At 74.3% G+C, this 13,856-nt stretch carries 9 protein-coding genes; 6 read left to right on the plus strand and 3 right to left on the minus strand.

What is annotated here, in order from left to right:
• Positions 1 to 33 precede the first annotated feature (33 nt).
• On the minus strand, positions 34 to 1,614 hold the full coding sequence (locus tag J116_RS19565; RefSeq protein ID WP_023588764.1) for an NADH-quinone oxidoreductase subunit NuoF family protein: 1,581 nt from the start codon (positions 1,612 to 1,614) through the stop codon (positions 34 to 36).
• Positions 1,611 to 3,023: a ferric reductase-like transmembrane domain-containing protein gene (locus J116_RS19570; protein WP_023588765.1), complete on the minus strand. Its 1,413-nt coding sequence runs from the start codon at positions 3,021 to 3,023 to the stop codon at positions 1,611 to 1,613. Before J116_RS19570 ends, J116_RS19565 begins: the two co-directional genes overlap by 4 nt.
• A gap of 429 nt (positions 3,024 to 3,452) precedes the next feature.
• Here J116_RS19570 and leuS point away from each other — a divergent pair, with 429 nt between their 5' ends.
• The 5 genes from leuS to J116_RS19595 all read left to right on the plus strand — a co-directional run bounded on the left by leuS (position 3,453) and on the right by J116_RS19595 (position 12,468).
• The gene (gene leuS / locus J116_RS19575; protein ID WP_023588766.1) at positions 3,453 to 6,320 is read left to right on the plus strand and encodes a leucine--tRNA ligase; all 2,868 of its coding nucleotides are present in this window, start codon (positions 3,453 to 3,455) and stop codon (positions 6,318 to 6,320) included.
• Between the two features lie 132 nt (positions 6,321 to 6,452).
• Positions 6,453 to 7,319 carry a hypothetical protein gene (locus tag J116_RS19580; RefSeq protein WP_023588767.1) on the plus strand — a complete coding sequence of 289 codons (867 nt, stop codon included), beginning with the start codon at positions 6,453 to 6,455 and terminating at the stop codon, positions 7,317 to 7,319.
• Between the two features lie 309 nt (positions 7,320 to 7,628).
• Entirely contained in the window at positions 7,629 to 8,474 is an 846-nt protein-coding gene (locus J116_RS19585) for a DegV family protein (RefSeq protein WP_023588768.1), read from the plus strand.
• A gap of 560 nt (positions 8,475 to 9,034) precedes the next feature.
• Positions 9,035 to 9,892, plus strand: a complete 858-nt coding sequence (locus tag J116_RS19590) for a helix-hairpin-helix domain-containing protein (protein WP_023588769.1) — start codon at positions 9,035 to 9,037, stop codon at positions 9,890 to 9,892.
• Positions 9,893 to 9,981: 89 nt separating this feature from the next.
• Positions 9,982 to 12,468 (plus strand): ComEC/Rec2 family competence protein, encoded by a 2,487-nt coding sequence (locus tag J116_RS19595; protein WP_028964280.1) that lies wholly within the window; start codon positions 9,982 to 9,984, stop codon positions 12,466 to 12,468.
• A 33-nt stretch (positions 12,469 to 12,501) separates the two neighbouring features.
• Here J116_RS19595 and J116_RS19600 read toward each other — a convergent pair whose 3' ends face one another.
• Positions 12,502 to 12,957 (minus strand): pyridoxamine 5'-phosphate oxidase family protein, encoded by a 456-nt coding sequence (locus J116_RS19600; RefSeq protein WP_023588771.1) that lies wholly within the window; start codon positions 12,955 to 12,957, stop codon positions 12,502 to 12,504.
• Between the two features lie 139 nt (positions 12,958 to 13,096).
• On the opposite strand from J116_RS19600, the gene J116_RS19605 reads away from it, so the two are divergent.
• On the plus strand, positions 13,097 to 13,342 hold the full coding sequence (locus J116_RS19605; RefSeq protein ID WP_028964281.1) for a hypothetical protein: 246 nt from the start codon (positions 13,097 to 13,099) through the stop codon (positions 13,340 to 13,342).
• Positions 13,343 to 13,856 lie beyond the last annotated feature (514 nt).

Consider the following 13,856-nt stretch of genomic DNA (forward strand, 5'->3'; position numbering starts at 1 on the left):
CGATAGGATGGCCCGCCTTCCTCATGTCCGGGCTCAACCCCGGCCGCTGCCCAGCGCCTTGCGGTTCGAGGTCGGCAGCGCCGGACGCTCCCTCGGCGCACCCGCCTGCTCCAGGCGCAGCGCCAGCGCGGGACACCGGCGTACGGCCCGCTGCGCGGCGCCCCGCAGATGCGTCGGCACCGACGCCTCGGCGAGCACCGGGAAACCGTCCGCGCCCATGCGGATCAGCTCCGGCACGATGTCCGCGCACAGTCCGTGCCCCTGGCACAGCGTCCAGTCCACGGCCAGCCGCTCACCGCTCGGGATCGACTCCTCGGCGTTCTCGTAACCGGGCGAGGGCAGCGGCAGGACACCCGTCGTCGGGCGGCCGCACCCCCCGTCCAGGACATGCGCCGCCAGATCGTCCGTGAACGCCGACAGCGTGGACGAGAAGAACCGGGCCGAGCCGTCGGGGTGCTTGCACGCGCCGCGGCCCTTCACGGCCTGTACGACCTCGCGCAGCGCCTCCAGCGCCGCCGGGCCGCCGCCGCCCAGCACGTCCGACAGGCCGCCCGCCGCGGCGGGCAGGCCCAGGCGGCACGGACCGCACTGCCCGGCCGTCTCCGCGGCCAGCCAGTTCGCCACCCGCTGCGCCTCGCCCAGCGGGCAGGTCTCCGGGCCGATCGGGAGGATCGCCCCCGCGCCCAGGGAGCCGCCCACGGCGGCCAGGGAGGCGCGCGACACGACCGCGTTGTGCACGGCGGCCGAGTCGATCCAGTTGCCGTGGTAGCCGCCCGTGAGCACGCCCTGCGGCACCGGCGGCGCGCCGGCCAGCTGGAGCACGTACCGCAGCGGGACGCCCGTCGGGACCTCCACCACCATCGGCCTGGCGACGGCCCCGGACAGCGTCAGCAGCACCGTCCCCGGCTCGCCCTCCAGACCGGCGTTCGCGTACCGGGAGGCGCCGATCCGGGCGGCCACGGCGAGCTGCGCGAACGTCTCCGCGTTCGACAGCAGGGTCGGGGCGCCGCCCACGCCCGTCTCGGAGGCGCGCTCGCGGCGGCCCGGCGGCAGGGCGGGGCCGCCGCCGATGGCGCGGATCACCGACGACGCCTCACCCGACACCATCCGCTCCGGCGTACGCACCACCCGCGCGCGCAGCTGCTGCCCGCGCCGGTCGGACAGACCGCGCTCGGCGAGCGCCGCCCGGATGGATATCTCCGTCGAGTTGCGGGTCACGGCGACGACCAGCGTGCGGGCGCCGAGCGCCTCGGCCGCCAGCAGGGCGCCGTCGAGGATGAGGTGCGGGGCGCGGTTGAGGAGAACCGTGTCCTTGCGGCAGGCGGGCTCGCCCTCGCTGCCGTTGACGACGACGACCGGCCGCACCCCGCGGCGTATCGCCGCCTCGGCGACGGCGCGCAGCTTCCGCGCGAACGGGAAACCGGCGCCTCCCCGGCCGCGCAGGGCGATCTCGTCGGCGAGCCGGGCCAGCCGCTCCCCGCCCATCGGCTCCAGAGGCCCGTGGACCTTCAGGTGCATGGCCAGGTCCAGCCGCTCGGTCAGGTCGAAGCCCTGGGTGAGCTGGGGGAGGCCGACGACACGGACCTCGGGGACGTCGGGCAGAGGGGCGTTCACGGGCGTTCTCCTGCCGGTGCGGTCCACGGCTCCCCGGCGGGCGGGCGGGCCGGGCCGGGCGTCGGCCCGGTGCTGGTGCCGTACGAGGACGGCGGCGGTGCGGGGTCGTACGCGGGGGGTGGTGGAGCGGTGCCGAACGGGGACTGCGGTGGCGCCGTGTCGTACGAGGACGGCGGCTCGGGGCTCTCGTACGGGGACGGCATGGGGGACGGGGCGGCGGACGGCGGTTCGGGGGCCGCGGGGGGCGGGGCGTACGCGCGCGGGGCGGGGGGCGGCGGCGACGGGGTGGGCCAGTGGCCGGAGCGGACCGACGGCTCCTCCGTGACCGTCGGCAGCTCCTCCGTCATGGGCACCCGCTCGGCGTACGGGGCTTCCCCGCGCCCCGGACCGGCCGCCGCACCCCCGCTGCCCGCGCCTCCGAGGCCCGTACCGCCGCCCAGCGACACGGCGCGGTACCCGGCGGACAGTCCCGCGCCCGCACCGGTCGGCCGCCGGGGACGGTCTCTCGGCAACGGCGGGACCTCCGGGGCGGCCCGGTCGGCATCGGCGCGGCGCGGCGGCTCGAAGCGGGACTCCTGCTCGTACGGGTGCGGGCGCGGCGCCTCGGCGGCGCCGTACGCGCCCGGCAGCGGCGCCGACGACAGGTTGCGGCGGGCCCGCCGGGGCCCCCTGCGCACCGCGCCGAACGGGGCGGCGACGGCACCGCCCGGGACGGGCCCCAGCAGGTTCGTGACTCGCTCGGCCAGCTCCCGCTGCACCCGCGTCGGCAGCAGCCGCACGGACACGGCGGCGGCGACCGCCGCCAGCGACAGCCCGTACAGGACGACGACCCAGGAGGCCGCCGGACGGCCCGCGTACAGACCGTGGATCAGTGCCGCGCACCACGCCGGGTACGCGAGCATGTGCAGAGGCCGCCAGCGGGCGGCGATCGCGCCGCGGCCCGCCAGCGTGCTGCGCAGCGCGCCGGTCGAGGCGACGGCCACCATCAGCAGACCGGCCAGCGAGCCGAAGCCGATGAGGCCCGCGGAGCCGGAAACGCCGAGCCCGAACGGTATGAGGGCGCCGATGAGTTCGACGTGCCCGAGGGACACCTTGACGGTGCCGTGCAGCAGCAGGAAGCCCAGCGACGCGACGGCCGTCCCGCGGTGGACGGCCTGGGCGAGCAGACGCTGGCGGGGGGTCAGGAGAAGGCGGTCCGTCGCGACCAGCGCCCAGGCGACGGACGCCGTCAGCGAGACCAGGGACAGAACACCGGTTCCGAAATCCAGGAACTCGCGGAAACCGTCGCTTCCGCCAATGACCGGAAGGGGAAGGAGCACAAGGGCGGCCACGTACAAGCCGCCCTGTACCGGACGGCTCAGGCCCGCCTTGTCGGCGGGGGAAGAACGGATCTTGCGATGAGGGGTCATGGGCGACTCCGAATGGTGCGGATGAGGTCCCGTTGGCGCATGCTATGGCCGCTCATACCGGTGAGTACGCCGTTTGAGGGTTTACTGAGACGACTGGCCGACAACTGACTCGGGGGTTGCCCAGGAACGCGCCGATACGCCGAGTAACCGGGTACACGCGCGTAGCGCGACGGTTACGCGACTGGCCGTGTCCGGGTGGCGGGACGCTCGATGCGCCGTACGGGGGCGCTGCTGTACCCTGACGCCATGCGTGCCGTACGCCTTCTGCTTAGCGAGCCGCGCTGATCAGTGCCGGCGGATGAGAAATCCGCTCGGAATCGGCGCGGCGTCCCCTCCTGTGCGAGGGGTTTTTTCATTTCGCCGCGCTGACGGAATCGGGGCGCGGTGGCGGCAGCGACGCAGAGACGATCGATGGAGCTTCAGAGGATCATGACCGAGACGAATTCGGCTGCCGAGACGGCGGCCCCGCATCGTTATACGGCGGCCATGGCGGCCGACATCGAGGCACGCTGGCAGGACTTCTGGGACGCCGACGGCACTTACGCGGCGCCGAACCCGAGCGGCGATCTGGCGGGCGACCCGGAGCTGGCCGCCCGGCCCAAGAAGTTCATCATGGACATGTTCCCGTACCCGTCCGGTGCCGGCCTGCACGTCGGCCACCCGCTGGGGTACATCGCCACCGACGTGTACGCCCGGTACCAGCGCATGACCGGCCACAACGTCCTGCACACCCTGGGCTTCGACGCCTTCGGGCTGCCCGCCGAGCAGTACGCCGTGCAGACCGGCACGCACCCGCGGGTGTCGACCGAGGCGAACATGGAGAACATGAAGGCCCAGCTGCGCCGGCTGGGCCTGGGCCACGACAAGCGCCGGTCGTTCGCCACGATCGACCCGGACTACTACAAGTGGACCCAGTGGATCTTCCTGCAGATCTTCAACTCCTGGTACGACGAGGAGGCGAGGAAGGCCCGCCCGATCGCCGAGCTGGTCGCCCAGTTCGAGAGCGGTGAGCGCGCCGTACCGGGCACCACGCGCGCGTGGGGCGAGCTGACCGCGCCCGAGCGGGCCGACGTGCTGAGCCAGTACCGCCTGGCGTACGCCTCCGACGCGCCGGTCAACTGGTGCCCCGGTCTGGGCACCGTCCTGGCCAATGAAGAGGTGACCGCCGACGGCCGCTCCGAGCGCGGCAACTTCCCGGTCTTCAAGGCGAAGCTGCGCCAGTGGAACATGCGCATCACGGCCTACGCGGACCGCCTGCTGGAGGACCTGGACGCGCTGGACTGGCCCGAGGCCATCAAGCTGCAGCAGCGCAACTGGATCGGCCGTTCCGAGGGCGCCCGCGTGGACTTCCCCGTCGGCGACGACGCGATCACCGTCTTCACCACCCGCCCGGACACGCTGTTCGGCGCCACGTACATGGTGCTGGCCCCGGAGCACGACCTGGTCGACAAGATCGTCCCGGACGCGTGGCCGGCCGGTACGCCCGCGCTGTGGACGGGCGGGCACGCCACCCCGGCGCTGGCCGTCGACGCCTACCGCAAGCAGGCCGCCACCAAGTCCGACGTGGAGCGGCAGGCCGACGCCAAGGAGAAGACCGGCGTCTTCACCGGCGCCCACGCCGTCAACCCGGTCAGCGGCGAACGCGTCCCGGTCTTCATCGCCGACTACGTGCTGATGGGCTACGGCACGGGCGCCATCATGGCCGTCCCGGCCCACGACAACCGCGACTTCGCCTTCGCCCGCGCCTTCGACCTGCCCATGCGCTGTGTCGTCGAGCCGAGCGACGACCGCGGCACGGACCCGGCCGCCTGGGACGACGCGTTCGACTCGTACGACGCCAAGATCATCGCGTCGGCCAACGACGACGTGTCCCTGGACGGGCTGGGCGTCGTCGAGGCCAAGGCGGAGATCACCCGCTGGCTGGAGTCCCGCGGCATCGGCGAGGGTACCGTCAACTTCCGCCTGCGCGATTGGCTGTTCAGCCGCCAGCGGTACTGGGGCGAGCCCTTCCCGATCGTCTACGACGAGGACGGCGTCGCCCACCCGCTGCCCGAGTCGATGCTGCCGCTGGAGCTGCCGGAGGTGGACGACTACGCGCCGCGCACGTTCGACCCGGACGACGCCGACACGCAGCCCGAGACCCCGCTGTCCCGCAACGAGGACTGGGTGAACGTCACCCTGGACCTGGGCGACGGCCCCAAGCGGTACCGCCGCGAGACCAACACCATGCCCAACTGGGCCGGTTCCTGCTGGTACGAGCTGCGCTACCTGGACCCGTACAACAGCGAGCGGCTGGTCGACCCGGAGATCGAGCAGTACTGGATGGGCCCGCGCGACGGCATGCCGCACGGCGGTGTCGACCTGTACGTGGGCGGCGCCGAACACGCCGTGCTGCACCTGCTGTACGCCCGGTTCTGGTCGAAGGTCCTGTACGACCTGGGCCACGTCTCGTCCGCCGAGCCGTTCCACCGGCTGTTCAACCAGGGCATGATCCAGGCGTACGTGTACCGCGACGCGCGCGGCATCGCCGTCCCGGCCGCCGAGGTCGAGGAGCGCGACGGCGCGTTCTGGTACCAGGGCGAGAAGGTCAGCCGCGTCCTGGGCAAGATGGGCAAGTCCCTGAAGAACGCCGTCACCCCGGACGAGATCTGCGCCGAGTACGGCGCCGACACGCTGCGCCTGTACGAGATGGCCATGGGCCCCCTGGACGTGTCCCGCCCCTGGGACACGCGCGCGGTGGTGGGCCAGTACCGGCTGCTGCAGCGGCTGTGGCGCAACATCGTGGACGAGTCGACCGGCGAGGTCACGGTCGTGGACGCCGAGCCGGACGAGGACACCCTGCGTGCCCTGCACAAGGCCGTCGACGGCGTCTCCCAGGACATGGCCGCGATGCGCTTCAACACGGCCATCGCCAAGATCACCGAGCTGAACAACCACCTGACCAAGACCGGTGGCGCGGTGTCCCAGTCGGTCGCCGAGCGGCTGGTGCTGCTGGTCGCGCCGCTGGCCCCGCACATCGCCGAGGAGCTGTGGCGCAAGCTGGGCCACAGCGACTCCGTCGTCCACCAGGACTTCCCGGTCGCCGACCCGGCGTACGTCGTGGACGAGACCGTGACCTGCGTCGTGCAGATCAAGGGCAAGGTCAAGGCGCGGCTGGAGGTCTCCCCGTCCATCACGGACGCGGAGCTGGAGGCGCTGGCCCTGGCGGAGCCGGCGGTCGTCGCGGCTCTGGGCGGCGCGGACATCCGCAAGGTCATCGCCCGCGCGCCGAGGCTGGTGAACATCGTCCCGGCGTGACCGGCCACCGGGTGACGTCATGTGATGTCGTCCCGGATTCGTCCCCTAGGGGCAGGTTGGGGGTTCATCGGAACCCTCAACCTGCCCCTGGGCGTTTACCGTGGAGAGAACACACGACGACGAGGGGACTCCATGACAGCCGCGATCGTGATCCTGGCGCTGCTACTCGTCGCCTTCGTCGCGCTCGGCGTGTACGTCGGCGTCAAGGCGGTCAAGGCTGCCAAGCGCGGTGTCGACCGCACCCTCACCCAGGCCCGGCGCACGGTCGAGGACACGACGCTCCGCGCCAAGACCTACGGCCAGGGCGGAGTCGCCGGTGAGCTGGCACAGCTGCGGCTCTCCCTGCGCACCTCCATGCGGGCCACCCAGGAGGCGCTGGAGGCCGGCGCTCCGGAGGACGCCTCGCTCCAGGAGTCGCTGGAGCTGTTCCGGCGGCTCAGCGCCCATGGGCACGAGCTGGACGAGGAGCTGAAGCGGCTGGAGCGCGACCCCGACAAGACCACGGTCGCGGGGCGGCTGGACGACCTGCGGGAGCGCACACGGCGGATCACGGAATCCGCCGACTCGCTGCGCTGGGCGGCCCGCGACCGGGCGCAGCGGTTCGCGCAGGACGACCTCGACGTGCTCAGCGCACAGATCGACATGGAGGCCGGTGCGCTGCGCCACTGGTCGGAGACGGCCGGCCCCGAGTCGGCGGACCGCGGCGAGCGCCAGGCCGCGGCACCCGAGCAGGACCGCCCGGCGGCCGAGTCGACCGCTTCGCCCGGCCGCGACCGTACGCAGGTGTCGTGGCCCGAGCCGCCCACCGGGCCCACGCCCACCCAGCTCTGGCCCGCCGAGGCGGAGGCGGCCGAGGACGAGAGCGCCGCGACGGACACCCGACGCGGCTCCGGCAGCGCCCCGGCCGACGGCGCCCGCCCGGCCATCACCGCCCGCGACCCGCGCCTCGGCACCGGCTACCCGTGGCAGAAGTCGGCACGGCCCGAGACCACCAACTGACGGGCCGGGTGGGCGCGCGGGCGCTCGCGGTGAACGGGACGCGTGTCGGCTGGGGAGAGGTGTGCGGGGTCGTGCGCTGACCGGAGCGGTGCCGGGACGAGTGCTGCGCTGAGTCTGTGTGCTGACCTGCTGGCCGGGGAGATGCGCTGGGCCGGGCGCGGGTAGGGCGCATCGTGCCCGGTGGGCGCGGCCCGGATCCGGTGCTGACCGTCCTGCCCCGGTGTGCGGACGGTGGGCCCCTGCCGTGTTGACCAGCGGTGAACGGGCCCGGGCTGCCTTCGGGTGCCGCCTGCGGGTAACCTCCCGGTCATGTCCCGCCATGTCGCGATCGTCACCGATTCCACGGCCTACCTGCCGCCGCAGACGATGGAGCGGCACGGTATCAGCGCGGTACCGCTGACGGTCGTCCTCGGAGACCAGGCTCTGGAAGAGGGCACCGAGATCTCGGCCCGCTCCCTCGCCCAGGCCCTTCAGAAGCGCCGCTCGGTCACCACGTCCCGGCCCAGCCCGGAGATGTTCGCCGCGCGCTACCGCGAGATCGCGGAGGGCGGTGCCACCGGGATCGTCTCGCTGCACCTGTCGGCGGAGCTGTCCGGAACCTACGAGGCGGCGCTGCTGGCGGCGCGCGAGGCGCCCGTGCCGGTGCGGGTCGTGGACACGGGCATGATCGCCATGGCGCTGGGGTTCTGCGCCGTCGCCGCCGCCGAGGCCGCAGAGGCAGGCTGCGGCCTGGACGAGGTGGTGGCGGCGGCCGAGAAACGTGCCTCCGGCACCTCCGCGTACTTCTACGTGGACACCCTCGACTACCTCCGGCGCGGTGGGCGCATCGGCGCGGCCCGGGCCCTCCTCGGCTCGGCACTGGCGGTCAAGCCCCTGCTGGAGCTGAGCGGCGGGCGTATCGAGCCGAGGGAGAAGGTGCGCACCGCGTCGAAGGCCATCGCCCGGCTCGAGGAGATCGCAGTCGAGCGGGCGGGCAGGGCGCCCGTCGATATCGCCGTGCACCACCTTGCCGCCGCAGAGCGGGCGGACACGCTGGCCGAGCATCTGCGCGACCGGGTCCCGGGCCTGGCCGAGCTGCATGTCAGCGAGGTCGGCGCGGTGATCGGCGCACACACGGGTCCGGGGCTGCTGGGAGTAGTCGTCTCACAGCGCTGAATCCAGTCGTTTCACCCCTCCGGGCGACGGGGTTTTCCACAACTGCCGGGTTATCCACGGAAATCGGCAGAGCTCACCGCGATCGCACGGATGTGTCTACCGTCGATGGCATGACGACACGAACACACTCCGTGACCACCGCCGACGCGACGGACGCGTCCCGCGTACCCGGCGCAGCCCTCCCGGCCCAGCTTCACACCGCACCTCATGCCTCTCGCGCACCTCTCGCGTCGGGTGCACCTGTCACGCCTCTCGCGCCGCAGGCTTCGACCGAATCACTCACACCCCACGCACCCGGTACGCCTCTCATGTCCCAAGAACCCGGCACGCCCCTCACATCCCGCGCACCTGGCACACCTCTCATGGCCCGGCCGCCCGGTGCACCTCTGGGCTCCCGGCGGCCCGGTGCGACGAGCGGTCCGGGGCGGGCCCGTGACTCGGACAGCCGGACGCGTGGTCGCGCGGGCGGAAGGCCCCGTGGTCGGCACCGCGCGGGCGGCTCGGACGCCCGGGCCGCCGTGCCACCCGCGTCGGCCCTCAGGAGCAGGGCCGACGCGCTGATGGCGGGCACCGACCCGCCGCCGCGCCCGTGCGAGGTGCCACCGCCGCCCGCCGAGGCGTCCGCACCGCCGCAGGTGCCCTGCCCGGCCGCGCCGAGCGTGCGCGGCGGTGAGCGGTGGAGGGCCGCGCTGCGGGACCGGTTACCCGTGTGGGTACAGGTCAGGTGCGGGCTCGAACGCCGGACGCTGGCAGCGCTGGCCGTCGTCCTGGTCGTGGGGGCGGTCCTCGCCGGGCGCTACTTCTGGGCAGGCCGCCCCGAGGCCGTGCACGCCCCCGAAGTGGTCGGACGCGCCGGGGCCACGGTGACCGCCCCCGCCGGACCGCCGCAGTCGTCCACCGCCCCACAGGCCGCTTCCGCCGCAGCAGTGGCCGTGCCGCCGGGCTCGTCTTCAGCCGCCGGTTCGACTCCGGCCGTGGTCGTGGTCGATGTGAGCGGCAAGGTACGGCGTCCCGGCGTGCTGCGGCTCCCGATGGGCGCCCGCGTCGTGGACGCGCTCCGGGCGGCGGGTGGCGTCCCCCCGGGCACGGACACCACCGGGCTCAACCGGGCGCGCGTCCTCATGGACGGCGAACACGTCGTGGTCGGTGTCCCGGCCCCCGCCGCTCCTCCCGGCGCCCTGCCGGTGGCGGCCCCGCAGGGGGTCCCCGGCAGCGGGGGCGCGGAGGGTCCGGTCAGCCTGAACACCGCCACCGTCGAGCAGTTGGACACACTGCCCGGGGTGGGGCCGGTCCTCGCCCGCCATATCGTCGAGCACCGCACCCAGCGCGGCGGCTTCCGGTCTGTTGAGGAGCTGCGCGAAGTCCGAGGCATCGGCGACCGCAGGTTCGCCGACCTCCGTCCCCGCGTACGGCTGTGACGCCCGGTCAGACGGTGGCATCGGTCCCGGCGCCCGGGACGGCCGGTGACTCCACGTCCGGCCTCCGTGCGGGTCACGCTCCGCCCGTCATCGCACACGGGGCGTCGGGCAGTCCTTCGGGGCACGCCAACCCCCGGCAGGAGGGTCCGGCCGATCTGCGGCTGGTGGCGCCCGCGCTGGCGGCGTGGGGCGCGGCGGCGGTCGCCCTCGGCCTTCCCGGCTGGTGGACGCTGACCGGCACCGTCCTGTGCGGGATCGGAGCGGCCGCGCTCCTGGTGGGCCGACGGGCGTGGCGTGCGGGGCCGGGCTCCGGGGGGCGGTGGCGGGAGAACGCCACGGCGTGCGCCGCCGTGCTGCTGTGCGCGGCCGCCGGTGCGACGTCGGCCGGGCTGCACGGCGCGGACCTGCGGCGTGGACCGGTTCCCGCGCTGGCGGGGGAGCAAGCGACGGTCGCCACCGACGTGACGGTCCGCTCCGACCCGCGGTCCGTCGTTCCCCGGGTGCGCGGCAACCGGTCGGTGCCGGCGTCCATCGTCCTGAACGCGGAGCTGACGCGGGTGACGGCACCCGACGGGACGGTCACACGGGTACGCACGCCGGTCCTGGTGATGGCACGGCCGGGGGAGCGGGCCCGGTACGCAGACGCGTGGCTGCGGCTGCTGCCGTCCACGAGGCTGCACCTGACCGGGCGGCTGGCGCCTCCACGAGGTTCCGCCGATCCGTTCGCGGCCGTGCTGTACGCCGACACGGGGCCGCCGCGTGTCACCGGCCCGCCGAGCAGGCTGCACCGTACGGCGGGGGAGCTGCGCGCCGGGCTTCGCGAGGCGACGGACAAACTGCCTCCCGACGCGCGGGCGTTGCTGCCCGGCCTGGTCGTCGGTGACACGTCGCGGATTCCCGAGGACCTGAAGAGAGCCTTCGAGGCAACCGACCTGACACACCTTCTGGCCGTCTCCGGTAGCAATTTGACCATCGTGTTGCTGTTGTTGATCGGACCGGCGGGCAGGGCGTCGAGCGCGGAACGCGGCGGGCTGGCGCCCCGGCTGGGGGTGTCGCTGCGGGCCACGGCAGTGTCGGGCGGGGCGTTGACGCTGGCGTTCGTGGTGGTGTGCCGACCCGAGCCGAGCGTGGTGCGGGCCGCCGCGTGCGGCCTGATCACCCTGCTGGCCATCGCCACCGGGCGCCGACGGTCACTGATCCCGGCGCTCGCCGGGGCCGTGCTGCTGCTGGTGCTGTACGAGCCGTGGCTGGCCCGCAGTTACGGGTTCCTGCTGTCCGTCCTGGCGACCGGCGCGCTCCTCACGATCGCCCCGCGTTGGAGCGTCACGCTGCGGGCGCGGGGTGTCCCGCCGCGTCTCGCCGAGGCCCTGGCCGCCGCTGCGGCCGCCCAGGCGGTGTGCGCGCCGGTGGTGGCGGTGTTCGCGGCGCGGGTGAGCCTGGTGGCGATCCCGTGCAACCTGTTCGCCGAGGTGGCCGTGGCACCGGCGACGGTGCTGGGGTTCGCCGCGCTCGCCACCGCCCCGTGGGCCATGCCCGTCGCGCGGCTCCTCGCGGAATGCGCCGCCTGGCCGGCGGGATGGGTGGCGTCCGTCGCGCGGGCCGGGGCGTCCCTGCCCGGGGCCCAGGTGGACTGGCCGGGTGGTTGGTGGGGAGGGCTGGCGCTGGCCGCGCTGACGAGCGTGCTGTTGCTGGTGGTGTGCCGCCTGCCGTACCGGCGGTGGGTGGCCGCCGGGTGCGTCGGGATGCTGCTGGTGGCCGTCGTGCGGCCGGTTCCGCTGGTGCGGGTCGTGACCGGGTGGCCGCCGCCCGGCTGGGTGTTCGCGATGTGCGACGTGGGCCAGGGCGATGCCACCGCCCTGGCGGCCGGGGAAGGTACGGCGGTCGTGGTGGACGCGGGACCCGACCCCGGGCCGGTGGACCGGTGCCTGCGGGACCTGGGCGTTCGCCGGGTGCCGCTCGTGCTGCTCACCCACTTCCACGCCGACCACGTCGCCGGGCTTCCGGGTGTGCTGCGCGGCCGGTCTGTGGGGGTCATCCAGACGACCGGGCTCCTCGACCCGCCGAGACAGGCGGCGTTCGTCCACCGCACGGCCGCCGCGGCTCCCGGCCCCGGCGTCCACGCGGCGCCCGGGGAGCGGCGCAGGACCGGGCCGCTCGACTGGCAGGTGCTGTGGCCCGCGCCCGTGGCCGGGTTCGTCCCGGAGGGGGCCAACGACGCCAGCGTCACCCTGCTCGTCCGCACCCGGGGCGGGGTGACCCTGCTGCTTCTCGGCGACCTGGAGCCGCCGTCCCAGCGGGGGCTCTCGCGGGCCCACCCCGAGTTGCCGAGCGTGGACGTCCTGAAGGTCGCCCACCACGGCTCGGCGCACCAGGACCCCGAGCTGCTCGGCAGGACACGGCCACGGCTGGCCCTCGTGTCGGCGGGGCGTGACAATCCGTACGGGCACCCGTCGCCCCGTACGCTCGACGCTCTTCGCCGGGCGGGCGCGGCGGTGCTGCGCACGGACCGGGACGGCGCCATCGCGGTGACCGGCTCCGGCACGGACCTGCGGGCGGTCGCACGGCACCCGCCGTAGCCGCCAGGGGCGGGGCCGGGCCAGGCGACCGGTTCAGACGAGCCAGGTGCCGTCGCGCATCAGGAGCCGGCCGGGCAGTTCGTTCTCCTCGCGCCACGCCTTCACCGTCCGGGGCGTCACCCGCAGATAGATCCACGCTTCGCGGTCGCGGGGGTCCCACCCGAGCTTGGCGGCGAACGCGTCGGCCGAGGCGCGCGGCAGGTCACGGCCCTCGACCGCCTCGGCCAAGCCGTCCACCAGCACCACGTCGCGGGTGTGGCCGAGACTCAGCCGGACGCGGCCGCGCGGGGTGAGGTTGCGGGCGGTGGGGTTGGTCCGCCGCGTGGACATCAGCAGGGTGCCGTCGTGCCAGACGAACGACAGCGGTACGAGAAGGGGTTCACCGGCGGCCGAGGCGGTCGCCACCCACAGGTCGTGGTCCTCGTCCAGCCGCCGGAGGACGTCCCGCTTGCGCTGCTCCCGGTCCCGGACCGGCTCACGGATGATCACGGCCTCACGCTACGGGCGGGCCCGCCGCCGCGCCTCGGGCATCGGAGGGAGGACCGGAGGACTAGACCGACCTGGAGGTTCACCGTCCGGGAGGGGGTTGAAGAATGGTGGCGTGAACGCAGTGAACGAAGAAGACCGCATCGGCGACGTCAGGCACGTGCTGGTCCTGCCCGACCGGGACGCGGCCGAGGAGGCGGCGGAGGCGCTCGCCGAGCGCTATGAACTGGACGAGGAGCCCCAGCTCGTGCGCGACGCCCTCGCCGGTGAGGACGACGCCGAGGACGCCCAGTGGCTCCTGGTGATCGAGGACCCGGAAGCCCGGTTGTCCGCCGCCGAACTGGACGACTTCGCCGCCGAGTGGGACGGCTGGCGCGAGGAGCCCTGACCGGTCGGCCCTGGGGCTCCGGGCCGCGCGGTTTGGGGGTCTGGCCGCGCGGCCCGGCCTGGTGACGTCGACGGGTCTCCGCTCGTAGGTGTCAGCGCCGTGGTCGGGTACGGACAGCGGCGGCGCGGCGTCCAGGCGGCCGGGGCGCTGGGGTTCGACGCCGGGTGGCCGTTGGCGCGGGTGCCACCTGCCTGACCGCGGTGCGGTCCGGTTGCCTGACCGTGGGTGCGGTCCAGCCGTCTGCGCGCGTGGGTGCGTTCCAGCCGTCTGTGCGTCGTGGCGGGTGGAGCTGCTGCGCCTCTCGGGTCGCTCATGTGCCGGGCGACCCGTTGTGCGGGGCGGCTGACGGTGAAGAGGTCGTGCCGGTGCCGGTGCTGTCCGGTGCGTCGGCGCCAGTACGTGGGCGGCCCGGCCCTGCGCTGGGGTGGCGTGGGGGAGGGCCGCGGATGCCTGATGCTGGACGGCCGGTCGTACCGCTCGCACGCTGACCGCTGGATCGGCGTTGTCGGTGGGG

Origin of the sequence: Streptomyces thermolilacinus SPC6 (assembly GCF_000478605.2) — a bacterium.
In the GTDB taxonomy this organism is placed as follows: Bacteria; Actinomycetota; Actinomycetes; order Streptomycetales; family Streptomycetaceae; genus Streptomyces; species Streptomyces thermolilacinus.